The sequence below is a fragment of the Maribacter sp. BPC-D8 genome, assembly GCF_035207705.1.
Lineage (GTDB): Bacteria > Bacteroidota > Bacteroidia > Flavobacteriales > Flavobacteriaceae > Maribacter.
The window spans coordinates 4,090,662-4,117,282 of sequence record NZ_CP128187.1 but is presented as its reverse complement, the minus strand read 5'-3'; the positions used below and the strand labels follow the sequence as shown (position 1 = coordinate 4,117,282).

Below are 26,621 nucleotides of genomic sequence, written 5' to 3'. Positions count from 1 at the left end.
AATACAGTCTAAAAGAAATTTATCTAGTTAAATACCAATACAAAATAGTTCTTCTTACCTCTTTGTAATAAGACAAACTTGTCATTTATCAAATCATCAGCAGTAATCAAAAACTCTTCTTTTACTTTCTCTTTATTTACTGAAATTGAATTTTGCTTTAATTCTCTTCTTGCCTCACCATTAGATCCTAAAAAGTTAGTTTTAGCTGCCAATGCCCCGATCATATCTAGACCGTCTGTCAATTCAGATTTTGAAAGTTCTGCTTGAGGTACGCCATCAAAAATTTCTAAGAATGTTTTTTCATTCAATCCTTTTAAATCAGACGCTGTAGACTTACCAAACAAAATTTGACTTGCACGTTCTGCATTATCTAAATCATCTTTAGAATGTACCATAACGGTAATTTCGTCGGCTAACCTCTTTTGTAGTAATCTTAAATGCGGTGCTTCTGCATGTTCTTTTATTAAATCTTCAATTTCTTGTTGACCCAACAAAGTAAAAATCTTTATGTATTTATTGGCATCATCATCTGATGTGTTCAACCAGTATTGGTAGAATTTATATGGTGATGTTCTTTCAGCATCTAACCAAACGTTACCGCCTTCTGTTTTACCGAATTTAGTACCATCTGCCTTTGTAATTAACGGGCACGTAAGTGCATACCCTTTACCACCGGCTATTCTTCTAATTAATTCTGTACCCGTAGTAATATTACCCCACTGATCACTACCACCCATTTGAAGGCTACAATTATGTTCCCTGTACAAGTGCAGAAAATCGTACCCTTGAACCAATTGGTAGGTAAATTCAGTAAATGACATACCTTCTTTTGCTTCTGATGAAAGGCGTTTTTTTACAGAGTCTTTAGACATCATGTAGTTTACCGTAATATGCTTACCTACATCTCTAATGAATTCTAAGAAAGAGAAGTCTTTCATCCAGTCATAATTATTGACCAAAACGGCGGCATTTTCTTCATCTCCAGAAAAATCTAAAAAACGAGATAATTGATCTTTTAAGGCATTCTGATTATGACGAAGTGTTTTCTCATCAAGTAAATTACGTTCTGTAGATTTACCAGAAGGATCACCGATCATACCTGTTGCACCACCTATTAAAGCATATGGTTTGTGCCCTGCCAATTGAAAATGACGAAGCATCATTACCCCTACCAAGTGACCTATATGTAAAGAATCTGCGGTTGGATCTATACCCACATACGCAGACTGCATATTTTCTAATAAATGTTCTTCTGTTCCTGGCATTGCATCATGCAACATTCCGCGCCATTGTAACTCCTTGACAAAATTTGTCATCTCTTCCTGTATTTTAATTGAAGTGCAAATATAAATGGAATTCTTGCCAGTACACAGTAGATTAAAGCATGAATTTATCCATCTGTATTTCCTAAATTTGAATTATGGTATTAGTTACAGGAGGCACGGGTTTGGTGGGGTCGCATTTGCTACTGAAATTAACGATGAACAATACAGCTGTTCAGGCTTTGTATAGAACTGAAGATAAGCTTACTCAGGTAAAAAAAATCTTCTCTTACTACGCTGACGATTCTGCTTCTTTATTCGCTAAAATCGATTGGGTACAGGCTGATATTTTAGATATACCTTCTTTAGAAAATGCTTTTGAAAGCATTACCTATGTTTACCACTGTGCCGCTTATATTTCTTTTGACCCGTCAGATTTCAAAAAATTGGAACGTATAAATAGAGAAGGCACCGCTAATATTGTAAATATCTGTATTGCGAACGGTATCAAAAAACTATGCCATGTAAGTACCATTGGCACTATCGGAAGAACGATTACCAATGAACACGCTGACGAAGAAACGGAGTGGACACGACAGAATGCTAATCCATATGCGATAACAAAGCACCTAGCCGAAATGGAAGTTTGGCGTGGTGCTCAAGAAAATCTTGAAGTCGTAATTGTAAACCCGGGAGTGATTCTTGGTCCAGGATTTTGGAATAGCGGTAGTGGTTCTTTCTTCAAAACCGCTTCTAAAGGATATAATTATTACCCACCAGGCGGATCAGGGTTTGTAACTGTAAACGATGTTACTAATATTATGATCGCACTTATGAATTCTGATATTTATAATGAACGTTTTATACTGGTAGCAGAAAACTTGACCTATCAAGAGATATTGAAAAAAATTGCTTTATCGATGGATAAAAAGCCACCTTCTACATCTTTAAAATTTTGGCAGTTAAATATCGGGAAGTTTGCAGATAGACTTAGAAACCTAATAACCGGAAGCCCAAGAACGATAACAAAAAGTACTATCTACGGACTAAAAAACCCTACTACATTCAATAACAAGAAAATAAAGAAGAAGTTGAATATGGAATTTGAGAACTTAGACGAACAAGTGAAATTTTCTTCGAAGCTATTTATTTCTGAACACTCTTAGACGATACCGAGTCTTTCACTTTAATATCGATGTTCTTTTTAGACTTCTCAACAACACTTAAACTATCTCTAATTCTTTTCTCAGTTTCTAATTTTAAACGTTGATCTTCTAGATCAGACTCCACCTTCTTATACATATTTTCGTATCGTAAAGGTTTTGACGCATAGTACCTGTCACTATCTACAAATTGGGCACTATCGATTTCAAACTTCTTAAATATGAAAGATGTTGGCTCTACACCATTTTCGCGTAGTTTAGAAAGGTTCGTCGCTTTTGCAGCATTGACAATAGCCATCTCTTTAATAACCGCCACCATCTTATCTTCTGGTATTAAATTATCTGGCTTTTCTACTAATTCTTCTGCACACGAAGAAAGCATTAACATCGCTACCACTAAAAAGAATAAGTGCTTCATGGTCTATTGAATGTTAGCCTTTTTGCATTTCGTTTCTCAGAAAACTGTCCGTTACTATACCCTAAATGTCCGTTAATGAACGTATGTACAATCTTAGATGAGAATGTAGTATCCTCAAAAGGAGACCATTTACATTTATAAGCGATATTTTCTTTTGTAACCGTCCAAGAACTATTTAAATCTGCTACTACCAAATCGGCATAATAGCCTTCACGTATATACCCACGCTTTTCTATTTGAAATAAAATCGCTGGGTTATGACACATTTTCTGTACCATTTTCTCTAGTGTGATCTTCCCCTCTCTTACCTTCTCTAACATAGCATTTAATGCATGTTGCACTAATGGGCCGCCAGAAGGTGCTTTGGTATACACATTGTCTTTTTCTTCTAATAAATGAGGCGCATGATCGGTTGCGATGACATCTATTCGGTCATCTAACAGCGCATCCCATAACATATCTCTATCCTTGGCTGTTTTCACCGCAGGGTTCCATTTGATCAACGTTCCTTTTTTTGCATAATCGGCATCAGAAAACCACAAGTGATGTATACATACTTCTGCAGTAATTTTCTTTTGCTCTAACGGAATATCATTGCGGAATAAATCGGTTTCTTTTCCGGTGGATAAATGAAAAACGTGCAACCTCGCACCTGTTTTCTTAGCCAACGCAATTGCCCTTGATGAAGAAAGATAACAAGCTTCTTCGCTTCTAATAATAGGATGCATGGCAATAGGAATATCATCGCCGTACTCTGCCTTATACTTCACCATGTTTTTACGAATGGTCGTTTCATCTTCGCAATGTGCAGAGATCACCATTTCGGTATTACTGAATATACTTTCAATTACTTTTTCATCATCTACCAACATATTACCTGTCGATGATCCTAAAAATAATTTAATACCTGAACAGGCATTTTTATCAAGTTTCTTTAATTCTTCAAGATTATCATTGGTACCACCGAATAGAAAAGAATAATTGGCAAATGCAGAATTGGCTGCGGTTGCAAACTTTTCTTCTAACTTTTCTATTGTGGTCGTTTGCGGCGTTGTGTTGGGCTGCTCCATGAAAGTGGTAATACCACCCGCAAGTGCTGCTCTACTCTCAGTTGCTATGGTGCCTTTATGGGTAAGACCAGGTTCTCTAAAATGAACTTGATCATCTATTACACCAGGTAATATATGTTTACCCGTAACGTCTATAACTTCGGCATCTGCATCAGATATGTCTTTTCCGATTTTTGCGATAATATCATCAACAATTAGAATATCACTGTCTTGTGCTACTCCCTCATTAACTATTATTCCGTTTTTCAATAAAATTTTACCCATAACTAAAACTTATTTTTCAAAAATAGACTTCTCATTTTCATAATAAACACCCCAAAAATAGCCTCACTAATAATCGAAGAACTCATTTTTGACTTTCCTAATACCCGGTCTCTAAAAATAATAGAAACTTCTTCTATTTTAAAGTGCTTTAAATGCGCCCTAAACTTCATTTCAATTTGAAATGCATAACCTACAAAACGAACCGAATCTAAATCTATAGCTTCCAACACTTTTCTTTTATAACATACAAAACCAGCGGTAGGATCATCTACACGCATACCGGTAATCAGCTTTACATATATTGAAGCACCATATGACAACAAGACTCTGTGTAGTGGCCAATTGACTACATTTACTCCTTTTTTATATCGAGAACCCACCGCCAAATCAGCACCGTTCTCACAGGCTTTCAGCAATCTTAACAAATCTGATGGTGTATGCGAAAAATCAGCATCCATTTCAAATATATAGTCGTAACCCTTCGCTATCGCCCATTTAAAACCGTGAATGTATGCAGTACCTAAACCTGATTTCTCTAGTCTAGTCTCTAAAAACAATTTCCCCTTAAACTCTTCTTGAAGACCGCGAACACAATCTCCTGTTTTGTCTGGAGAATTATCATCTACTATGAGAACATGAAATTCTTTCTGCAAATCAAATACCGCACGAATTATAGCCTCTACATTCTCAATTTCGTTATACGTAGGTATGATTACGATACTACTAGACATATATTATTTATAGGTGTTTCGACAAAAGTAAGGTTTTAAAAGTCTTATTAAAATGGACAACAATACCTTTATGAAATTTTTACACTAGGTAGCTAACCTTAAATTTGTAATTTTGCCATTTAGTAACCGATGCAAATGTTGACTAAAATTCCGAAGCAGTTTTACTTTTTTTTAGCTGTAATATTCATTCTTAACCTTATTCAATCTAGTTATACGCAACTCATTTTTGACGAAGCTTATTACTGGTACTACAGTCAGAATATGGCTTGGGGTTATTTTGACCACCCGCCGATGGTGGCCTTGATGGTGAAAATCAGCAGCTTCTTTTTTAATGGCGAACTAGGTGTTCGCTTCATGAGCTGCGTACTATCTGCTGTCAATATTATTCTTCTTTGGTTAATGATAGACAACCCAAAAAAGAACGAATACATTAAACACTTCTTTGTATTGGTGTTTTCGATGACACTGCTAAATGCTTATGGCTTTTTCACATTACCAGATACTCCCCTATTATTTTTTACGAGTTGCTTTTTATTGACCTACAAGTATTTCATTAAAAAACCAACCGCAGCTTTAGCGATAGTGATGGGTATATTTATGGCTGCCTTAATGTACAGTAAGTACCATGCCGTACTGGTCATATTCTTTGTACTACTTTCAAACCTTAAACTTACCACCAACAAATATGCATGGCTAGCCGTAGCAGTGGCTTTGTTTTGCTATGCCCCCCATTTTTATTGGTTATACGAAAATGACTTTGTATCTATAAAATATCATTTATATGAACGCCCCAACGGTGCATATCGTTTCGAAAAATACACCCTAGGTTTCTTTGTAAACTTGGTTGCCATATTCGGTTTAACCTTTCCGTTTATTTACAAAGCGTTGTTTAAAACTAAAAGTAATGACCTATTCAACAAGGCTCTGATCTATCTTACTTACGGCGTACTTATTTTCTTTTTTGTTTCTAGTTTTAACAGAAGGGTTCAAACACAATGGATTATTATTGTTTGCATACCATTGGTGATTATTGCCTTTAACTACATGCTACAGAACAAACAAGCCTTAACCTGGATTTTCAGATTAGGACTCATCAATACTGTTCTAATTATTTATTTAAGAATGGGACTTGCCTACCAACCTTTACTTTTTAATTTCTATTACGAAAGTCATGGTAATAAAGAATGGGCAGAGGCTATTGAAGAAGAAGTTGGCAATATACCTGTGGTATTTGAAAACTCGTACAGAAATGCCCCTATGTACTCTTTTTACACCGATGCAACACCGACGTTTTCTTTGAACAACTTTATGTATCGAAAAAATCAATACTCAATTGATGGCTCTGAAGAGCAGGTTCGCGGTAAAGACGTGGCTTATGTTTCTAAATATGCAAATAACCCAACATTTACGTACACTAGAGAAGATGGCGGCTTATACAAAGGCAAATACATAGCTAACTTTCAGTCGTACCGAAAGTTAGATTGTATTGTAGAGGACATTCCTGTTACTTTGAACTCAGAAGAAAGTATTGAACTTAAAATCTACAATCCATACCAAGAAGATATAGACCTTAAAAAACTGAAGTTTGCTGTAAGTTATATGGATGATTACAAAATTCCTGTAGAGACACTTCAAATGACTCCAAAATCTATCCAAACGGGCATTACATTCTTAAAGCAACAAGACACTACTAATTTTATATTTCAACTTCCTAAAACAAAAAAGGAAAACATTGGCTACTTTAGAGTAGTTATTTCTGAGAACGATCTTTTATACGGTCTAAACGGAAAAGCAATTCCTGTTAAATAATGGAACCTATTGCAAGAACTTTTGAGCAAACTGATTGGATCACCATAACACTTATGGTTAGTCTGTTGTTCCCGTTAATTGCAAAAAGCATCTATTATACCCGTTTTTTAAACTTCATTATTCTTCCTTTTAACAACAAGTACATTACGATGTATACAAAGAAAGAAAAGCTGTTTAATTGGTTTCATTTTCAAATGAGCGTGTTTCAAATCATAAATACGACCTTATTTATTTTTTTTATTTGGCGTTCATATTTAAACCCTACCGAAGCAAAAAACCCCTATATTTTTCCTTTACTTCTTGCAGGTGTTTTCTTATTTATAACTGCGAAAACAATGGCGCAATTATTCAACGGATTCATATTTAATTCATATAACACCTTTAATGAGTTGATTTTTAAGAAACTAACTTACCTTAACTATGCAGGTATTGTTCTTTTCATTGCTAATATATTTTTAGCCTATGTTTTTATTGACTCACAAATCGTAATTATTATTGCCCTCATTATGTTTTTCGTTATTAATATAATTGGTTGGGTAACAGTCCTCAGGAATTATCAAAAATTCATAAGCACCTATTTTTTCTATTTTATTTTGTACCTTTGCGCACTCGAAATTGCACCCTTAGTTATTATGGGAAGCTTTCTAAAATAGTGCAGCATATGAAAGTAAAAACGATTTTGGTCTCTCAACCTGAGCCGAAAATGGAAAACTCCCCCTATTCCAAGCTTATTGACAAAGAGAAAGTAAAGGTTGATTTTAGACCGTTCATTCATGTAGAAGGAGTTGACGCAAAAACAGTGCGACAGCAAAAGATAGATTTGAATGATTTTACCGCGATTGTATTAACAAGCAGAAACGCAGTAGACCACTTCTTTAGAATCGCAGACGAAATGCGCTTTAAAGTGCCAGATTCTATGAAATATTTCTGCCAATCTGAAGCGGTAGCCTATTACCTTCAAAAATACGTCGTCTACAGAAAACGTAAAATTTACGTTGGAAAAAGATTATTTACAGATTTAGTACCATTGATCAAGAAATATAAGGATGAAAAATTCTTACTTCCTTCTTCAGATGTACTTAAACAAGATGTACCTGATACTTTAGATTCTTTAAGTATCAATTGGAAAAGAGCCATTTTTTACAAAACTGTAATTAGCGACCTTTCTGATTTAAGAAATGTATACTATGACATTTTGGTATTTTTTAGTCCGTCTGGCATTGAATCCTTATTACAGAATTTTCCAGATTTCGATCAAAAGGAAACTAGAATAGCTGTTTTCGGTAACTCTACGGTAGATGCAGCTACAGGAGCTGGCTTACGTATAGATATCAAAGCACCGACGCCTGAGACACCTTCTATGACGATGGCATTACAGAAATATATTATGAGCGTAAATAAATAATACACTCACATTACTTTATATAAAAAAAGCCTTGCAATGCAAGGCTTTTTTATTGTCTTAAAATGCGTACCGTTGCGGTCCGCCTCTTCTTATTTCTTCACTGGCATAACTTTCAAACTTTTTAAAGTTTTCTCTAAAGGCATTTGTCAATTTAAATGCAGTGGTATAATATTTCTCATCATCGTTCCAAGTTGATCTCGGACTCAATACTGACGTTGGCACACCCGGACACTCTCTAGGTTGCGCTACACCGAATACAGAGTGAATATGGTACTTATCATAAGAATACAAGCCTAAATCGCCATTTAAGGCCGCTGTGATCATCGCTCTAGTATACTTTAATTTCATACGAGTTCCAATACCGTAAGGTCCACCTGTCCAGCCTGTATTTACAAGCCATACATCTACACCAGATTCTTTCATTTTCTTACTCAACATTTCAGCATACTTTGTTGGGTGCAATGGCATAAATGGCGCACCGAAACATGCAGAAAACGATGGTACCGGCTCTACAACACCAGCTTCTGTACCTGCAACCTTAGCAGTATAACCAGATATAAAGTGATATGCAGCCTGACTAGGAGTAAGCTTTGATATTGGAGGTAGTACACCAAATGCATCGGCAGTTAAAAAGAATATGTTCTTTACATTCTTACCAATAGATGGTTGTTGAATGTTATCGATATGATGAATTGGATAACTAACTCTTGTATTTTGTGTAATTGAAGTATCTGCAAAATCTACATTGCCCTTATCATCTAATACAACATTTTCTAATATTGCACCTGGCTTGATAGCACCATAAATTTCTGGTTCTTGCTCTTCAGATAAATTGATAACCTTCGCATAACAACCACCTTCAAAGTTGAAAACGGTGTTTCTACTCGTCCAACCATGTTCATCATCACCTATTAATTTTCTATTAGGATCTGTTGATAAGGTTGTTTTTCCTGTTCCTGATAATCCGAAAAAGATTGCTGTATCGCCATCTTCACCAATATTAGAAGAACAATGCATTGGCAAAGTCTCTTTGTATACTGGCAAAATAAAGTTTAAGGCAGAGAAAATTCCTTTTTTGATTTCTCCGGTATATCCTGTTCCTCCAATTAATGCAATTTTATCTGTAAAGTTTAAGATTGCAAAATTATGCTGTCTTGTTCCGTCAACTTCTGCATCGGCCATAAAGCCTGGTGCGTTGATTACCGTCCACTCAGGAGTAAAATCTTTTAATTCTTCCTCCGTAGGGCGCAAAAACATATTATAAGCAAACATATTCGACCAAGGATACTCATTGATAACCCTAATGTTCAGTTTATAATCTTCATCTGCACAAGCATAACTATCTCTAACAAAAAGTTCTTTTTCGTTTAAATAGGCAATTACCTTAGTGTATAATGCATCAAATTTTTCCTTTTCAAACGGAATATTAATGTCGCCCCACCAGACTTTGTCTTTTGTGATATCATCTTTTACAATAAATCTATCTTTAGGGGATCTGCCTGTAAATTCACCAGTATTGACCGCAAGTGTTCCATTGCTGGTTTCAACTCCCATATCCATTTCTAGAGTGGCTTTCTGAAGTTCTTCTGGTGTTTCCTGATAATGAAAATTGGCGTGTGTAATCCCATAATTTTTAAGGGATATGGTATTCGCATTTGTCATTGAGCTTTTCATGCTTTAGAAAATTTGTTCGTGTAAAACTAAAAAAATAAAAGCTGAACCACTGATTTTCAGAGCTCAATTAGCGCCATTTCTCGTCGAAATACGAATTCGATTAAAGAATCATAATAAATGAAAAATATCCGCAGACACTTTATCTCTTTTAATACACATTATAAAGGAATAACGTATTTTAAATACATTATTGCTATTTTGTATGTATAATTTTAAGAAATGAATAAAAAAATAGACTATTTTTTATAGCCTTTATTTTCACTTTACATTAAAATAATCAGCTGTTTTTGTAGCTAAAAGCAGCGCTGCGTGCTTCATATTATATTCAAGATCTTTACTGTTATCTTGAATTTCAAATACATCAAAAATACCGCTCTCCAGTAATGCCTCTTTTGAAATTTCTAATTTTCCACAAATTGCAATTACAGGCAAATGGTATTTTTTACCCAAATTAAGTATCCCTTGTAATAATTTACCGTTTAATGTTTGCTTATCAATTCTACCTTCACCGGTAATGATATAATCGAATTTCTCTCGAGCCAATAATTTATGTACATCCGATAGTTCTAAAATAAAATCTATACCGCTTAACATTTCTGCATCAAAAAAAGATTTTAACCCAAAGGCTGTTCCTCCAGCCGCACCTGCACCTGGTAATTCTCCGTTATTAACTTTGTATTTTTTAGAAACCACGGCATCTAAATTTCTAAGTCCCTTATCTAAATCTTCAATAATAACATCTGTAGCTCCCTTTTGCTTGGCGTACATATAAGATGCTCCATTTTCTCCGAATAACGGATTGGTAACATCATTTACTGCATAAAAATTTGCCTGCTTCACCTTATCTGAAACAGCCGAATCATCGATACTATGTATTAATTGCAAACTAGACCCTATGGATGCTAACTCTTGCCCTTCATCATTTAAGAACACATAGCCTAAAGCTTGAGCTATACCTATACCACCGTCATTTGTAGCACTACCACCTAAACCTAAATAAATATGTTCAACACCTTTATCGACGGCATCTTTGATCTGTAAACCTGTACCATATGTAGAAGTTAACATTGGGTTTCGTTCTTCTGGCTTCAACAACTCCATACCTGAAGCGTTTGCCAATTCTATATATGCCGAATTAGTTTGCTGATTATATAGATAGTACGATTGAATTAACTTGCCTAACGGATTTTCACTAATTACCTGCATAGCAATACATGGCCTATAGCTTGCCACGGCATTCATAAAACCATCGCCACCATCTGATGCTTTGATGAAATGAGAAGTAAAAGAAACGCCCGATTTCTCTACACCCGAAATAAAAGCCTTTGTAAAAGCTTCACTGGTTAGCGATCCTTTAAATTTATCTGGTATAAGTAATAGCCTCATTTATTTGAATTTGTTGGGGAAACTATTTATTGAAATATCCCATAACTCTGGGAGTACAAAATATACGAAAAAGGTTAATATAATGATAGAAATAATATTCATAAAGAATCCTTTACGCACCATATCAGGAATTCTCAGGTACCCAGAACCAAAAACTACAGCATTTGGTGGTGTGGCTACCGGTAACATAAAAGCACATGATGCCGCGACCGCTGCACCCACCATTAATACGAACGGGTGAACATCTATTGTCAATGCCATTGGCGCCAAAACGGGCAACAACATTGCCGTTGTTGCCAAATTTGAGGTTATTTCTGTTAAGAAGTTTACTGCTGCTATCAATATTAATATCAACACAATTATCGGCAAACCAGCCAATGTTGTCATTTGACTACCGATCCAAACTGCCAAACCACTAACTTCAAAACCTTTTGCCAATGCCATACCGCCACCGAACAAGAGAATAATTCCCCAAGGCATTTTTACCGCTTCTTCCCAATTAATAATTTTCTCCCCTTTTTTCTTTGAAGGGATTAGGAACAATACTATCGCAAAGAATATAGCGATAATAGAATCATCTAAACCAGGTAATATTTTCTGCAATAGAAACGAACGCGTGATCCAGCAAAAAGCTGTTAATGCAAAAACGAATGCCACAACTTTCTCTTCATATGATATTTTACCAAGATTAGATAACAGGCGTTGTATTTCTTGTTTTCCTCCGGGAAAAGATTTTTGCTTAAACTGAAAAGCATATTTAGTCAAGTATTTCCAACATATAAAAATTAGAATGATAGAAATTGGCAGTCCGAACGCAAACCATTGCATGAATGTAATTTCATAACCATAGGTATCAAAAACAACACCTGCCAATACTAAATTTGGAGGTGTACCTATCAATGTCGCCACACCACCAATAGAAGCACTATAAGCAATTGCCAGCATTAGCGCTTTACCAAAAGTCTTGTTTTCATCTTCTGCAGTATCAGGATTATCTTCTAATTGCTTAATTATCGCTAAACCAATAGGTAGCATCATTACAGCGGTTGCCGTATTAGATATCCACATTGACAAAAATGCAGTTGCCAGCATAAAGCCAAGAATTATCTTTCGAACATCTGACCCAATAAAATTGATAATATTCAATGCTATTCTTCTATGTAGATTCCATTTTTCTATGGCAATGGCAATTATGAATCCTCCCATATATAGAAATACATACTTGTGACCAAATGAACCAGAGGTTGATGATAGGTCTAACCCGCCAGAGAGCGGAAAAAGTACTAATGGCAACAATGCTGTTACTGCAATAGGTATCGCTTCGGTGATCCACCAAATGGCAATCCAAACTGTAGAAGCTAATACTGCATTGGCTTGCTCTGAAAGTCCGACCGGATGAAAAAAGAAAAGAATTAGTATAAATGAAAGCGGACCCAAGACTAGTCCTAATAACTTTGTTTTACTCATAGAAGTACCATTACAGAATGAAAATACGTTTTTTAAGTGCTAAAACGACCTAATTAAGCTTCTAATTCTCAATTTTAGATTTCATAATTCCGTAACCTATCATTGCCCAAGCTGCAATTAAAAATAAACCACCGATAGGGGTAACAATACCTAATACCTTAAAGTCGAATGCTACCAAAGAATTCAATGCTAATAGGTAAATTGAAAACGAAAATAGCACCACACCAACTACCGTACAGATATAAATCGCTTTTTTAGACTTCAATAGCCCAGTAGGCAATAACCCAAGTGCAAATAGAAAAAATGCATGGTACATTTGGTACCGAACTCCCGTTTCAAAAGTGGCTACCGCTTGTACATCTACTAATTTTTTTAACCCATGTGCACCAAATGCACCTAACACTACCGCTAGCATTCCAAACAGGCACGCTGTACCTAAAATTGTTTTTTTCATAACTTTTTCTATAACTTTCTTTATAAATGTAACAATTTGATACCTTAGTAAATCGTTAGTAATCAAAAATACTGAAATCGAATGATGCGAAAAATTCTTGTTATAGGCGCAGGTAAATCAACCTCTTATTTATTAGATTACCTTTTAGGTAAATCTGAAACCGAAAATTTAGAGATCACCATTGGTGATATCAACCCTGACGCAATTTCCCCTTCGATTGCCAATCACAAACATTGCAACGTTATAAAACTCGATATTTTTGACGAAACAGCAAGGCAAAAGGCTATTGAAAACTCAAACATCGTTATCTCTATGCTTCCTGCCCGTTTTCACATTAAGGTTGCAGAAGATTGTGTTCGCCTTAAAAAGCATTTGGTTACAGCCTCGTACGTAAGTCCAGAATTATTGGCTCTTGACAAAGAGGTGAAGGAAGCGGGACTCGTTTTCATGAACGAAATAGGCTTAGACCCTGGTGTTGACCATATGAGTGCCATGCAGGTGATCGATCGTATTCGTGATAAAGGTGGGAAAATAATTTTGTTCGAATCTTTCTGTGGCGGATTAGTTGCCCCTGAATACGACAACAATCTTTGGAATTATAAATTTACTTGGAACCCAAGAAACGTAGTGCTTGCCGGTCAAGGTGGTACTGCTAAATTCTTACAAGAAGGCACCTATAAGTATATACCTTACCATCGCTTGTTTAGACGTACCGAATTCTTTGAAATAGAAGGATATGGTCGTTTTGAAGGATATGCCAATCGCGATTCTTTAAACTACAGAGATGCTTATAAATTACAAGACGCCTTAACCATATACAGAGGTACCATGCGTCGTGTAGGATTTTCGAAAGCATGGAATATGTTTATTCAATTAGGTGCTACCGACGATACGTATGCTATAGAAAACTCTGAAAAAATGAATTATCGTGAATTCATTAATCTATTTCTTCCGTATTCACCTACCGATTCTGTTGAATTAAAGCTTAGGCATTACCTGAAGTTGGATCAAGATGATATCCGTTGGGATAAATTATTGGAACTGAACATTTTTGACGACACTAAACTAATCGGAATTCCCAATGCAACACCAGCCCAAGCACTTCAGAAAATTCTAGAAGACAGCTGGACGCTTAAAGCCGAAGAGAAAGATATGATTGTTATGTATCATAAATTCGGTTACGAATTAAACGGAGAAAAGAAACAAATAGATTCTAAACTGGTAGTTACAGGTGAAAACCAAACGTTTACGGCAATGGCAAAAACCGTAGGTTTACCCGTAGCCATGGCTGCTCTAAAAATATTGAATGGCAATATTACGACCCCAGGTGTTCAGATTCCTATCACCAAAGAAGTTTACGAACCTATATTAAAAGAACTTGAAGATTACGGAGTCAATTTTAAAGAATACGAAATACCGTATTTAGGCTATAATCCGAATTCTGTAGTTAACTAGTGCTTTTTAACTATCATATTGAAACCAAATAAGTACATTTATGTTTTAAACCCTCACTGAGGACTTAATTTTTCGAGGTTTGCCTCGAAATGATATATTGATAAGTAAACCTCGTACCCTTGGGTCGAGGTTATTGATTTGAAAAAAACATGAAAACACCGACTTCTTTGGCTAAAATTGATGGTATAGATAAAAAAATCTTGCGTTTTTTAATGGAAGACGCCCGTAAGCCAGTACTTGAAATTGCGAGAAGTATTGGAATATCTGGCGCAGCCATACATCAACGTTTAAGAAAACTAGAAGCATCGGGACTTTTATCTGGCTCTAAATTTATTGTAAACCCTAAATCATTGGGGTATACTACCATGGCATATATTGGAATATATCTAGACAAAGCTATGAGCAACCCAATGGCGGTAAAACAACTAGAGAAAATTCCTGAAGTATTGGAATGCCACTACACTACCGGAAACTGGTCTATCCTCATAAAAGTGTTATGTAGAGATAACGAACACTTAATGCAGGTATTAAATAAAGAAATACAAGCCATTGAAGGGGTTTCAAGAACCGAAACCTTTATATCATTAGCGCAGCAAATAGACAGGCAAATAAGTATATAAAAAAAGCCTCCCCACTTGGGAAGGCTTTTTTTATATTCGATACTAACAGTAGCTTAATCTCTACCGCCAAAAACTTGTAATCCCCAGTACACTAAAGTTGCCAATGAACCAATTGCAGCTACCAAATAAGTACGTGCAGCCCATTTCAAAGCGTCTTCAGAACCTTTATATTCTTCTGGTGTAACTATATTTTTATTTTTCAACCATGCCAATGCTCTATTACTAGCATCATACTCAACTGGCAAGGTTACAAGGCTAAATACTGTTGCCATACCCATCATTATTAGACCAGCTACAGCTACCCAATAACCAAATCCTAATCCGGCAGCGGCACCTAATGCCAAACCACCAAAAACTACCCATTGCGACATGCCTGATGTTACATTTACTATAGGTACTAATTTTGAACGCAAGCCCAACCATTCATAAGCCTCTGCATGTTGCACAGCGTGACCACATTCGTGAGCCGCAACTGCAGCAGCTGAAGCATTTCTTTGGTTATACACACCTTCACTTAGATTTACTGTTTTATTAGCAGGATTGTAATGATCGGTAAGCATCCCAGGCGTAGAAACTACTTTTACATCTCTAATACCATGATCTGCTAACATTTTTTCAGCAATCTCAGCACCGCTCATTCCATTCTTTAAATGAACCTTAGAATAAAACTTAAACTTACTCTTTAACTTATTACTTACTAACCAGCTGACCAAAGCGATTGCTCCGAGCAGTATATAATATCCCATCATAACTTTTCAATTTTTAAATCGATTAAATATACTAAAGATCCTTACTTTTTAAGAATCTATTTATATAAAAGCAAAAACCCCGCCAAATTCCTTTTTAGAACTGGCGAGGTCTATTATACTGACAGAATGTATTGATTAGGCAACTACTTCTTCCCAACCAAAGGCTTCAATAATTTCTTGGAGCACTATTTTTCCTTCTACGATATTTAATCCTTTCTTTAAAGATGCATCTTTCTCACATGCTGCTTCCCATCCTAAATTTGCTAATTTCAAAGCAAAAGGTAAAGTTACATTGGTCAATGCCATTGTCGATGTATAAGGTACTGCACCCGGCATATTTGCAACGGAGTAATGCACTACATCATCTATAATATAAATAGGGTCTTCATGCGTGGTAGGCTTGGTTGTTTCTACACATCCGCCTTGATCCACAGCAACATCAACGATTACGGTACCAGGTCTCATTTCTTTCAACATGTCTCTTGTAATCAAATTCGGAGCTTTAGCTCCTTTCAATAAAACACCTCCAATAATTAGATCATGCGTTTTTATAAGTCTTCGAATATTAAACTCGTTTGAAAATTCTGTTACTACATGCGGTGGCATTACATCATTTGCATAACGTAGACGTTTCATGTTTACATCTAAGATAGTTACGTGAGCCCCTAAACCTGCTGCCATTTTAGCAGCCTGTATACCCACTACACCAGCACCTAAGACTAAAACCTTACCTGGAGCTACACCTGGTACGCCACCTAATAATACACCACGACCTTTTACAGGTTTCTCTAAATATTTAGCACCTTGCTGAATTGCCATTCTACCGGCTACTTCTGACATTGGTGTTAAAAGGGGTAAAGTACCCTCTTCATCTTCTACCGTTTCATAAGCGATACAAACCGCTTTTTGTTTGATCATTGCCTTCGTTAAAGCTTCACTTGATGCAAAGTGGAAATAAGTAAAAAGTATTTGACCTTCTTGAATTAAATTATATTCTTCTTCAATAGGCTCTTTTACTTTTACGATCATTTCGCTCATGGCATATACCTGACCAATAGTATCTAGAATTATAGCCCCTGCTTGTTGATAATCTTGATTGAAGAAACCACTGCCTTCACCAGCATCTGACTGAACATATACTTTGTGGTTGTTCTTTACCAATTCGAAAACCCCGCCAGGTGTCATACCTACCCTGCTTTCATTGTTCTTAATTTCTTTTGGAATACCAACAATCATGATTTATCAATTTATGTTATACTGCAAAATTGATACTAATTACGCAGATAACAAACAATAATTCGATAAAACGTAGGGGTTGATTGATAAAAATATGTATTTATACATATTGACCCCTATAAAATTATGGGGTGTATTCTTATTTATACTTAAATTTTATTATAATCATTAAAATTAACAGGGTAGATGTAATTCCATTTGCTAAAATAACAGGAAGACTATTTATACTTATACCATAAAGCAACCAAAGCAAAACCCCTACTAATAATACAGTATACATGGTGAGGGAAATATCTTCTACAGATTTATTTTTCCAGGTTTTATATACCTGTGGCACATATGCCGCTGTGGTTAAAGTAGCTGCGACCAAACCTAAGATTTCGACACTGTCCATATTTTTATATTTTACAACCGCACAAGTAAATCCAATAAACAAGAAGAGGCGATAAATATCGCCTCTTCTTTTAAATATATTCTCTTAACTACCCTACTATATTGACAATTTTACCTGGCACTACAATTACCTTTTTAGGTTCACGACCTTGTAACTGTTGCTGTGTTTTTTCATTTGCCATTACCGCAGCTTCTATTTCATCTTTTGATAAATCTAAAGAAAGCTCTAAAGTAAACTTCATTTTACCATTGAAAGAAATAGGATATTCTTTACTACTCTCAACCAAATACTTTTCTTCAAACTTCGGAAAAGGCGCTGTAGCTATAGATTCTGTATGACCTAATTTACTCCAAAGCTCTTCTGCTATATGTGGTGCATACGGCGATACCAAAATAGCCAAAGGTTCTAATATTTGTCTACTTACACATTTCTGAGATGAAAGTTCATTTACACAGATCATAAATGTAGATACCGATGTATTAAAACTGAAGTTCTCTATATCTTCTTCTACTTTTTTAATGGTTTTGTGTAATGTTTTCCAAGCATCTTTAGTAGGCTCGTATTCACTAACCAAAAATGATGCATTTCCACTTGTATGAAACTGTCTCCATAGTTTCTTTAAGAAAGAATGTGTACCAGTAATACCAGCCGTGTTCCAAGGCTTAGATTGCTCTAAAGGACCTAAGAACATTTCATATAAACGCAAACTGTCGGCACCGTACTCCTCACAAATAGCATCAGGATTAACGACGTTGTATTTAGATTTGGACATTTTTTCGACTTCGCGACCTACCACATACTTTCCATCCTCTAATACGAAATCAACTTTAGCATATTCTGGCAACCATTTTTTAAATGCCTTAACATCTAACTCATCCGAAGAATTAACCAATGAAACATCTGCATGAATTGGAGTTACATTCCTTCCTTCTATTAATCCTTTAGATATCAAAGTTCCATCCTCATCCCTATAAACAAAAGCACTAGTCCCAGTAATCATTCCTTGATTAATAAGCTTTTTAGCAAATTCATCTTTAGGTACCAATCCTTTATCGAACATGAATTTTTGCCAGAAACGAGAATATAATAAATGACCTGTTGCATGCTCGCTACCGCCTATATATAAATCTACATCTTGCCAATAATTAATGGCTTTCTGTGAGAATATTTCTTCACTATTCTCTGGATCCATGTATCTATTGAAATACTGAGAACTACCGGCCCAACCTGGCATGGTATTCAATTCCAACGGGAATACAGTGGTATTATTTATCTCGCTATTATTTACAACCTTATTTGCTACAGTATCCCAAGCCCAAACCTCAGCATTTCCTAATGGCGGCTCACCAGTTTCAGTTGGTAAATATTTCTCTACTTCGGGTAACTTAATCGGTAAATGTTCTGGAGAAATCATCTGCGGCATTCCGTCTACATAATATACTGGGAATGGTTCTCCCCAATATCTTTGGCGACTAAAAACAGCATCACGTAAACGATAGTTTATTTTTCCTTCGCCTTGTCCTAATTTCTCTAATTCATAAATAGCCAATTTCATCGCTTTCTTATACGGTAAACCACTTAAGAAATCGCTATTCGCTATCACCGTTTTATCTTTATCGGCATGTGCTTCTTCAGAAATATCTACACCTTCAAAAATGTTTGGGATATCAATATTAAAATGTTTCGCAAAATCATAATCACGCTGATCTCCGCATGGTACCGACATTACAGCTCCTGTACCATAACCAGCCAATACGTAATCACCAATCCAAATCGGAATAGGTTCTTTAGTAAAAGGATGCTCAGCATATGCACCTGTAAAAGCACCTGAAATGGTTTTTACATCTGCCATACGATCACGCTCAGAACGTTTTGCTGTTGCTTCAATATATGCTTCAACCTCAGCTTTTTGTTCTGCCGTTGTGATTTCACTTACCAACTCATGCTCTGGAGCTAAGGTCATAAATGACACTCCGAAAATAGTATCGGGTCTGGTAGTAAAGACATCAATAACAGCATCGTGACCATTTACATTGAAAGTTGCAGATGCTCCTTGACTTCTCCCAATCCAATTGGTTTGTGAATCTTTTAATGGCTGTGGCCAATCGATTTTCGCCAAACCATCTAATAAACGTTGTGCGTATGCAGAAATACGCATGCTCCACTGAGTCATTTTTTTACGAACAACCGGGTGACCACCACGTTCTGACACTCCGTTTACTATTTCGTCATTTGCCAATACCGTACCTAGTGCAGGACACCAGTTTACCTCAGTATCTGCCAAATACGTTAATCTATATTGTAATAATATTTCTTGTTTTTTGACATCAGAAAAAGAATTCCACTCATCCGCAGAAAAGGATGCTATATCATCATCACAAACGGCATTTACATTGGCATTTCCATCCGAAGAAAACTTAGAAATTAAGGTTTCTATATCTTCTGCTTTATCAGTATCGGTATTATACCAAGAATTGAAAATCTGAATAAATATCCACTGCGTCCACTTGTAATACTCGGGACTAGAAGTTCTTACTTCTCTACTCCAATCAAAAGAAAAACCTAATTGATCTAACTGTCTTCTGTATGTTTTAATATTTGCTGCAGTAGTAACTGCAGGGTGCTGCCCTGTTTGTATGGCATACTGCTCTGCCGGCAAACCAAAAGAATCGTAGCCTTGTGGGTGCAATACATTAAACCCTTTATGCCTTTTGTAACGCGCATAAATATCACTTGCAATATACCCTAACGGATGACCAACATGTAGCCCCGCACCAGACGGATAAGGAAACATATCTAACACATAGAACTTTTCTTTATCAGAATCGTTCTCTGCTTTAAATGTTTGATGTTCTGCCCAGTATTTTTGCCATTTGGCTTCAATTTCGTTGAAATTGTATTGCATGATCTTTACTTCTTTTCTGTAAGTCGCAAAAATAGGTTTATTCTGCTAAAAGCGAAAGAATAACATCATTGATACTGTTTCGGTTAAACCATCAATAACTTTCCGCCGTAGAGTACCCAAAGCATAGATGCCAATGCCGATAAGTTAATGAGATAACCAAACAATTTCATTTCTGGCAAGGCATACGCTCTACCTTTAAATATTACAAAAATATCTAATACCATAAATGCCGAAAAGAGACCAAGAAATGATGCCAACACCACATCTTCAAACCAATACCAAACCAAAACAGATTCGCATACCAATATCAAGAGCATCAAAAATTTTGAATTTTTACGCCCTATCAATGTAGCGGTGGTTCTTTTGCCCGAAGCTAAATCTGGCTCAATATCCATTATTTCACCAGCAATATGTGCTTGAAATGCAAATAATGACAAATACACCAATGTTTGCCACGGCAGCGTTTCTAAATTATTCAGTTCTGTTGAAAAGAATACCGTAACCACATACCCTACCTGAATTAGAATTTCAAACGGAGGTCTTTCTTTTATTCTGAACGGCTTAAAATTATAAAGAATGTTCACGACCACCATAAACAGCAGCAGAAAGAACATTTTCAACCCAGAAATAAAGGTGAAGGCAATTACAAATACCGATGTCAGAATGGTAATTTTAGTCAGTACACCTTTGAGTTGCGATTTTGAAGCCTTGGCGCCAAATAGAAAATTTCCTTTTCTATCATTAACGGCATCAGCATCTATATCATTATAATCGTTAAGACCATAAACCAAATAATTTAAGGGGAAGGTGACGAAGAACAAACCGAGCCAAAAATTAACCGACTGCCAATAATCCACCTGATTTGCAAAAGGAACTAAATAAATCCAAATAGTAGGAAACCAAAGTCCGGGTCTAGATATCTTTAAATCCAATAGATTAAACATATTATCAAAAATTAGGTGATCACTTTGGTTAACAACCTCTTGGCAAGTCCGCGAAGCAATGAATTGAAAATTTTATTTAAATCTCAATTATCGAGTAAAAATACCAATCTCAAAATAGGCTCCATATCTTGAATTGAGATTATTTATTCATCGTAGTAAAAAGTATATCTTTAACCAGTGAATATGATGTACTCCAGATTTTTTCTACTTACTATTTTACTAACGTGTTGCGGCATAACTTCATTGCACGCGCAACTAGGTTTTTGTGGCGGTAATTCTGGAGACCCAATTTTTACCGAAGATTTTGGCTCTGGCACCACCGACGGACCAGCATTACCCGCCGGCACCACCACTTATAACTTCACCACTGGCACCCCAAATGACGGTGATTATACCATTTCGAGCTCTACTAATTACTACGACTGGCTTTCAATTGAAGACCACACACCAGGCGACAGTAACGGCAAATCTTTTATTGTTAATGCAAGTTTTACTGCGGGTGAGTTTTACCAACGCCAAGTAACAGGCTTGTGCGAAAATACTACGTATGAGTTTTCATCATGGCTTATTAATTTACAAATCGCAGGTAGCTGCGAAGGCAACAGCATACCTGTTAATGTTCGTTTTCAAATATGGGACCAGACAGACACCAACATGCTTGCACAAGGCGATACGGGCAGTATATCTGGTATTGGCACTACCGTATGGGAGCAATATGCCTTAATTTTTAAAACCGCACCTGGGCAAACCTCTGTTATTCTAAAAATGAGAAACAATAGTAATGGCGGCTGCGGTAATGACCTCGCTATAGATGACATTTTATTTAGATCTTGTGGCGATAATGTTACTATTGCAACTGCAGCTGATGAAGCCAGCTTAGTTGTTTGTGCTGACCAAGGCAGTGTGTCAAGAACATTGACCGCAACACCAGATGCTTCTGTTTTTAGCACCCATGCCTACCAATGGCAGCAAAGTACAGACCAACAAATATGGACAGACATACCCGGTGAGAATAGTGCAATTCTAAATACTCCGGCAGTTACTGCTACCACTTATTTTAGAACAAAAATTGCAGAAGATATTGCCAATGTAAATAACGATTTATGCAATGTGGTATCTGACGTTTTTGATATTACCGTTCTACCCATTCCGCCTGCCCCAACAAATAACGGAGACGTAACTATCTGCGAAGGTGAATTAGGCACTTTATCGGTCAATACACAAAACGCATATTCTATTAACTGGTACGATGCCGCTACTGGCGGTAATTTGATTTTATCTGATAATCGAAACTTAGAAATCGACATTGCTGGCACCTATTATGCAGAAGCCAATTCCACAGAAATTGAATGCGCATCTACTACTAGAACTGCAGTTACCTTAACCGTCAACCCTTTACCCGTAGTACCTGGTGACATTAGTACCTTTTTATGTGAAGATTCTTCTACCACGCTAGATGCCGAAGTTGAGAATGCCATGTATCAATGGTCTACAGGTGCGACAACTCAAACAATCGATGTTACCGAACCTGGAGATTATGATGTTAGCATTACCAATGCAAATGGCTGCTCTGCTAAACGCACCTTCACAGTTGAACAAATAGATTTACCTAGAATTGATAAAATAACATCTGACGGACCGTCAATAGTCGTTTCTACTTCTAACAATGGAAATTTTGAATATTCTTTAGACGGAATTTCATTTCAATCTAGTAACATTTTTGAAGCTGTAGAAGGCGGATTCTACACTATTTACGTTCAAGATAATACAGATTGCGGCGTAGTAACCCAAGATTTTTATCACCTGGTCATTCAAAAATTCTTTACACCGAACGGAGATTCTTATAATGATATTTTTGAACCTGACGGATTAGAGGTGTTTAACACTGTTATGATTTCAATTTTTGATCGCTACGGGAAACTCTTAAAATTCGGTAATACAAATTCCACATCTTGGGATGGCACTTTTCAAGGTGAACGATTGCCAGAAGATGATTATTGGTATTTAATTGAAGCTGATTCTACTCAATTTAAGGGACACTTCAGTTTAAAACGTTAAGGCAAACTATCTATTTTAAAAAAATGAATAATGAAAACTAAACTTCTTGTATTAACTCTTATCCTATCAACATTTATATCTTTTTCGCAGAAAGAAATATCTCGTGAATGGACTTCTTTTGCTCAAACTATTACCATTACTACAGATCAAAAAATTAAATTCAGAGTGACCGCATCGGCTAAAACTATTGGCGAGAATACTGACAGCTGGTCTGGACTTTGGGCTAGAGTAGATACTAAAAACGGTGAAAATGGTTTTTTTGATAACATGGGAGACCGACCTATTCTTTCTAAAGATTGGAATTCATACACTATTGAAGGTGAAATAGACGAGAATGCCAAAGCCCTGGTATTCGGCGGACTATGCAGTGGTAACGGAGAATTCTATTATGACAATTTTGTTGTAGAAACAGAAAAACCAGATGGTTCGTTTGAAAAACTGGATATTAAAAATGCAAGTTTTGAAACACGATTAAATGACAAAGGAATCTTGGGATGGATTAGCGGCATTAGCCAAGACAATCCTGTAAAAATTAAAGAGTTCACTTTCAAAAACACCAGTGATACTACTGATGGCAAAAATGCTATTGTTATTGTCGGCGAGGGTGTAGTAAAAGACAAATCTGATCTTATTGGTCCTATTGATGGGTATTCTCCACAAATTGGCACTTTAATTACCATGCTAGACAATTTAAGTATTAGAATAGAAAAGCAAATGAGCTCTTTAGATGTCAGGGAATTAGATCACATCATGGATAAAGAGGCAAATTCTATAGGGGCACTTATCATGCACTTGATTGCTACCGAAGTATATTACCAAAACTTGACTTTTGATGAAATGGAATATGATGAGGAAGACACTAAACTATTAGATATCGCAATGGCTCTTGGAGAGGATGCACGTAACAGTATCAACGGGAAAGAAGCTAGTTACTACTTTAATCTATGGAAAAAAGTTAGAGCAAAAACTAAAGAAAATTTCAAAGCTAGAGATGACGCTTGGTTAGCAGAAGTTTACCCAGGATCAAGCATTAACAATCACTTTTCATGGTTTCATGTAATGGAACATCAATCTAGTCATCTTGGTCAAATGCTTTTATTAAGAAAAAGAATTCCGCCAGCTCCCGAACCTTTAACGCTTCCTAAACTAAATAAAAACTAAAGTATAAGGTTACTTTGTTATTTTTACAGAGAATTTTAAGTTTATGGCGAACTCCTTCGAAAATTATCAAAGACGCAAACTCATCTCCTCCTATTTTTCTGTGGTGCTAAGTATTGCATTGGTCTTATTCCTATTAGGCATTTTAGGATTACTGGTTTTAAATACCAAAAAAATGGCAGATCGTTCTAAAGAACAAATCACCATCTCTGTCTTCTTAAAAGAAAACACCAAAGAAATTGAGATCGAACAGCTTCAAAAGACATTGGCAATGTCTGAATACACGAAATCATCTACGTACGTATCTAAAGAAGAAGCTGCAGAACAGCATAGCGAAGAAATCGGCGAAGACTTTGTTGACTATTTAGGCTACAATCCGCTAAAGAACTCTATCGACGTAAAGTTGAATGCAGATTTCGTTACTGCCGAGAAAGTACAAGAAATTGCCGATACCCTTTCAGAAAAGAGTTTTGTTGATGAAGTTAGTTACGACAAGGTATTAGTAAGCATGGTAGCCAAAAGTGTTGAACAAATAGGTTTCTGGATCTTGGTAGCCAGCGCTATTTTTACCTTTATCGCAGTTCTATTAATTAATAGTTCTATACGTTTATCTATCTATTCTAAAAGATTTATCATCAAAACCATGCAAATGGTTGGGGCGACAAAGACCTTTATAAGAAGACCATTTATATGGCAAAATATTAAACTAGGTATGATCGGTGCAGCAATTGCTTTATTGGCTATTGGTGGCGTCGTATATTATGTAAATACTAATTTTCAAGATTTAGGGTTATTCGATGAACCTTATATTTTAGTCATTTTATTTGTTAGTGTTTTTCTATTGGGAATACTTATTTCGTTCATTAGCACCTATTTTGCGACCCAACGCTTCTTAAATCTTAGAACGGACGAATTATATTATTAAATTTGCGGCATGAGTAAAAACAACAAAGTGGAACAGCACGCTAAACAAGAATTTATTTTTCAGAAGAAAAATTACATGTTCATGTTCATTGGTCTTGCCTGTATTGCGATAGGTTTTATTTTAATGAGCGGTGGCGGCAGCGATGACCCCAACGTATTTAACCCTGAAATTTATAATTTTAGAAGAATTAGGCTAGCACCTACTTTAGTGCTTATTGGCTTAGGTATAGAAATTTATGCCATTTTATTGAACCCCCACAAAAAGAAAGATTAATTGGATACTTTAGACGCAATTATACTCGGCATTATTCAAGGATTAACCGAGTTTCTACCCGTTTCTTCAAGCGGTCATTTAGAATTGGGTAAAGCCATTTTAGGAGACAACTCTGTACCAGAAGATAGTTTATTATTTACCGTAATACTTCATTTTGCTACTGCTCTTAGTACCATTGTTGTTTTCAGAAAAGATATTTGGGAAATTTTAAGCGGTTTGTTTCAATTTAAATGGAACGAAGAAAGTCAGTTTTCCGCTAAGATTATTATCTCTATGCTACCCGCAGTATTCATTGGCTTGTTCTTTGAAGAACAATTAGAAGAATTATTTGGCGGTAATATTCGTTTTGTAGGCTTTATGCTTATCATTACGGCAGTACTTCTATATTTTGCAGATAAAGCTAAGGATACTGATAAAAAGGTAAGTTTCAAAAATGCTTTTATAGTTGGTATCTCTCAAGCAATTGCAATGCTACCTGGCATTTCTCGTAGTGGAGCTACCATTTCTACTTCTGTTCTTTTAGGTGTAGACAAATCGAAAGCTGCTCGATTTTCTTTCTTAATGGTTGTACCATTAATTTTCGGTAAAATCGCAAAAGACATTATGAGCGGAGATCTAAATTTTGATGGAGAAAACAATATCGCAATGGGCGCTGGTTTTATTGCTGCCTTTCTTGCCGGTCTTGCTGCTTGTACATGGATGATTAAACTGGTTCGCAAAAGCAAGCTATCCTATTTTGCCATCTACTGTCTTGTTGTAGGATTGATTGCCGTTATATACGGATTCACTAATCCGTAGTAC

General features: G+C 36.1%; 24 protein-coding genes. 11 read left to right on the top strand and 13 right to left on the bottom strand.

Annotation, left to right across the window (positions count from 1 at the left end):
* Positions 1 to 23: 23 nt before the first annotated feature.
* Positions 24 to 1,316 (bottom strand): tyrosine--tRNA ligase, encoded by a 1,293-nt coding sequence (tyrS, locus tag QSV08_RS18135; protein WP_324025111.1) that lies wholly within the window; start codon positions 1,314 to 1,316, stop codon positions 24 to 26.
* 104 nt (positions 1,317 to 1,420) lie between these two features.
* On the opposite strand from tyrS, the gene QSV08_RS18130 reads away from it, so the two are divergent.
* Positions 1,421 to 2,428 carry an NAD-dependent epimerase/dehydratase family protein gene (locus tag QSV08_RS18130; protein ID WP_324025110.1) on the top strand — a complete coding sequence of 336 codons (1,008 nt, stop codon included), beginning with the start codon at positions 1,421 to 1,423 and terminating at the stop codon, positions 2,426 to 2,428.
* Here QSV08_RS18130 and QSV08_RS18125 read toward each other — a convergent pair.
* The 3 genes from QSV08_RS18125 to QSV08_RS18115 are packed head-to-tail and all read right to left on the bottom strand — an operon-like array spanning position 2,409 to position 4,908.
* On the bottom strand, positions 2,409 to 2,843 hold the full coding sequence (locus QSV08_RS18125) for a DUF4296 domain-containing protein (RefSeq protein ID WP_324025109.1): 435 nt from the start codon (positions 2,841 to 2,843) through the stop codon (positions 2,409 to 2,411). The two genes, QSV08_RS18130 and QSV08_RS18125, sit on opposite strands and share 20 nt — an antisense overlap.
* A complete protein-coding gene (locus QSV08_RS18120; protein WP_324025108.1) occupies positions 2,840 to 4,177 on the bottom strand; it encodes a dihydroorotase in 1,338 nt (445 codons plus the stop codon). Before QSV08_RS18120 ends, QSV08_RS18125 begins: the two co-directional genes overlap by 4 nt.
* Positions 4,178 to 4,179: 2 nt before the next feature.
* Positions 4,180 to 4,908: a polyprenol monophosphomannose synthase gene (locus QSV08_RS18115; protein ID WP_324025107.1), complete on the bottom strand. Its 729-nt coding sequence runs from the start codon at positions 4,906 to 4,908 to the stop codon at positions 4,180 to 4,182.
* A 135-nt stretch (positions 4,909 to 5,043) separates the two neighbouring features.
* Here QSV08_RS18115 and QSV08_RS18110 point away from each other — a divergent pair, with 135 nt between their 5' ends.
* From QSV08_RS18110 to QSV08_RS18100, 3 genes are read left to right on the top strand one after another with little or no spacing between them, the layout of a single operon-like run.
* The gene (locus QSV08_RS18110) at positions 5,044 to 6,717 is read left to right on the top strand and encodes an ArnT family glycosyltransferase (RefSeq protein WP_324025106.1); all 1,674 of its coding nucleotides are present in this window, start codon (positions 5,044 to 5,046) and stop codon (positions 6,715 to 6,717) included.
* Positions 6,717 to 7,370 carry a DUF4271 domain-containing protein gene (locus QSV08_RS18105; protein ID WP_324025105.1) on the top strand — a complete coding sequence of 218 codons (654 nt, stop codon included), beginning with the start codon at positions 6,717 to 6,719 and terminating at the stop codon, positions 7,368 to 7,370. The genes QSV08_RS18110 and QSV08_RS18105 overlap by 1 nt, the downstream gene beginning before the upstream one ends.
* Positions 7,371 to 7,378: 8 nt before the next feature.
* A complete protein-coding gene (locus tag QSV08_RS18100) occupies positions 7,379 to 8,122 on the top strand; it encodes a uroporphyrinogen-III synthase (protein ID WP_324025104.1) in 744 nt (247 codons plus the stop codon).
* Positions 8,123 to 8,179: 57 nt separating this feature from the next.
* Here QSV08_RS18100 and pckA read toward each other — a convergent pair whose 3' ends face one another.
* The 4 genes from pckA to QSV08_RS18080 all read right to left on the bottom strand — a co-directional run bounded on the left by pckA (position 8,180) and on the right by QSV08_RS18080 (position 13,103).
* Positions 8,180 to 9,796 carry a phosphoenolpyruvate carboxykinase (ATP) gene (gene pckA, locus QSV08_RS18095; protein WP_324025103.1) on the bottom strand — a complete coding sequence of 539 codons (1,617 nt, stop codon included), beginning with the start codon at positions 9,794 to 9,796 and terminating at the stop codon, positions 8,180 to 8,182.
* A gap of 258 nt (positions 9,797 to 10,054) precedes the next feature.
* Positions 10,055 to 11,182: a glycerate kinase gene (locus QSV08_RS18090; protein ID WP_324025102.1), complete on the bottom strand. Its 1,128-nt coding sequence runs from the start codon at positions 11,180 to 11,182 to the stop codon at positions 10,055 to 10,057.
* Positions 11,183 to 12,649, bottom strand: coding sequence for an SLC13 family permease (locus QSV08_RS18085; protein ID WP_324025101.1), 1,467 nt, complete (start codon positions 12,647 to 12,649; stop codon positions 11,183 to 11,185). It lies immediately after the preceding gene.
* A 61-nt stretch (positions 12,650 to 12,710) separates the two neighbouring features.
* A complete protein-coding gene (locus tag QSV08_RS18080) occupies positions 12,711 to 13,103 on the bottom strand; it encodes a DUF423 domain-containing protein (RefSeq protein ID WP_324025100.1) in 393 nt (130 codons plus the stop codon).
* 81 nt (positions 13,104 to 13,184) lie between these two features.
* Between QSV08_RS18080 and QSV08_RS18075 the strand changes: the two genes are divergently transcribed.
* Positions 13,185 to 14,558, top strand: a complete 1,374-nt coding sequence (locus tag QSV08_RS18075; RefSeq protein ID WP_324025099.1) for a saccharopine dehydrogenase family protein — start codon at positions 13,185 to 13,187, stop codon at positions 14,556 to 14,558.
* Between the two features lie 149 nt (positions 14,559 to 14,707).
* On the top strand, positions 14,708 to 15,178 hold the full coding sequence (locus QSV08_RS18070; protein ID WP_027065872.1) for an Lrp/AsnC ligand binding domain-containing protein: 471 nt from the start codon (positions 14,708 to 14,710) through the stop codon (positions 15,176 to 15,178).
* A gap of 53 nt (positions 15,179 to 15,231) precedes the next feature.
* On the opposite strand, the gene QSV08_RS18065 is transcribed toward QSV08_RS18070, so the two are convergent.
* The 5 genes from QSV08_RS18065 to QSV08_RS18045 all read right to left on the bottom strand — a co-directional run bounded on the left by QSV08_RS18065 (position 15,232) and on the right by QSV08_RS18045 (position 21,406).
* On the bottom strand, positions 15,232 to 15,927 hold the full coding sequence (locus QSV08_RS18065) for a zinc metallopeptidase (protein ID WP_324025098.1): 696 nt from the start codon (positions 15,925 to 15,927) through the stop codon (positions 15,232 to 15,234).
* Between the two features lie 135 nt (positions 15,928 to 16,062).
* Positions 16,063 to 17,163 carry an alanine dehydrogenase gene (ald, locus tag QSV08_RS18060; protein WP_324025097.1) on the bottom strand — a complete coding sequence of 367 codons (1,101 nt, stop codon included), beginning with the start codon at positions 17,161 to 17,163 and terminating at the stop codon, positions 16,063 to 16,065.
* Between the two features lie 139 nt (positions 17,164 to 17,302).
* Entirely contained in the window at positions 17,303 to 17,557 is a 255-nt protein-coding gene (locus QSV08_RS18055; protein ID WP_324025096.1) for a SemiSWEET family sugar transporter, read from the bottom strand.
* Between the two features lie 88 nt (positions 17,558 to 17,645).
* Positions 17,646 to 20,462, bottom strand: a complete 2,817-nt coding sequence (leuS, locus tag QSV08_RS18050; RefSeq protein ID WP_324025095.1) for a leucine--tRNA ligase — start codon at positions 20,460 to 20,462, stop codon at positions 17,646 to 17,648.
* Between the two features lie 83 nt (positions 20,463 to 20,545).
* The gene (locus QSV08_RS18045; RefSeq protein ID WP_324025094.1) at positions 20,546 to 21,406 is read right to left on the bottom strand and encodes a UbiA family prenyltransferase; all 861 of its coding nucleotides are present in this window, start codon (positions 21,404 to 21,406) and stop codon (positions 20,546 to 20,548) included.
* A 183-nt stretch (positions 21,407 to 21,589) separates the two neighbouring features.
* Between QSV08_RS18045 and QSV08_RS18040 the strand changes: the two genes are divergently transcribed.
* The 5 genes from QSV08_RS18040 to QSV08_RS18020 are packed head-to-tail and all read left to right on the top strand — an operon-like array spanning position 21,590 to position 26,618.
* Positions 21,590 to 23,464 carry a T9SS type B sorting domain-containing protein gene (locus QSV08_RS18040; RefSeq protein ID WP_324025093.1) on the top strand — a complete coding sequence of 625 codons (1,875 nt, stop codon included), beginning with the start codon at positions 21,590 to 21,592 and terminating at the stop codon, positions 23,462 to 23,464.
* Positions 23,465 to 23,494: 30 nt separating this feature from the next.
* Complete coding sequence (locus QSV08_RS18035) at positions 23,495 to 24,625, top strand: DUF664 domain-containing protein (RefSeq protein WP_324025092.1); 1,131 nt, start codon at positions 23,495 to 23,497, stop codon at positions 24,623 to 24,625.
* 43 nt (positions 24,626 to 24,668) lie between these two features.
* Positions 24,669 to 25,547 (top strand): cell division protein FtsX, encoded by an 879-nt coding sequence (locus tag QSV08_RS18030; RefSeq protein ID WP_324025091.1) that lies wholly within the window; start codon positions 24,669 to 24,671, stop codon positions 25,545 to 25,547.
* A 9-nt stretch (positions 25,548 to 25,556) separates the two neighbouring features.
* The gene (locus QSV08_RS18025) at positions 25,557 to 25,820 is read left to right on the top strand and encodes a DUF3098 domain-containing protein (protein WP_073240777.1); all 264 of its coding nucleotides are present in this window, start codon (positions 25,557 to 25,559) and stop codon (positions 25,818 to 25,820) included.
* A complete protein-coding gene (locus tag QSV08_RS18020) occupies positions 25,821 to 26,618 on the top strand; it encodes an undecaprenyl-diphosphate phosphatase (protein WP_324025090.1) in 798 nt (265 codons plus the stop codon).
* Positions 26,619 to 26,621: the final 3 nt, after the last annotated feature.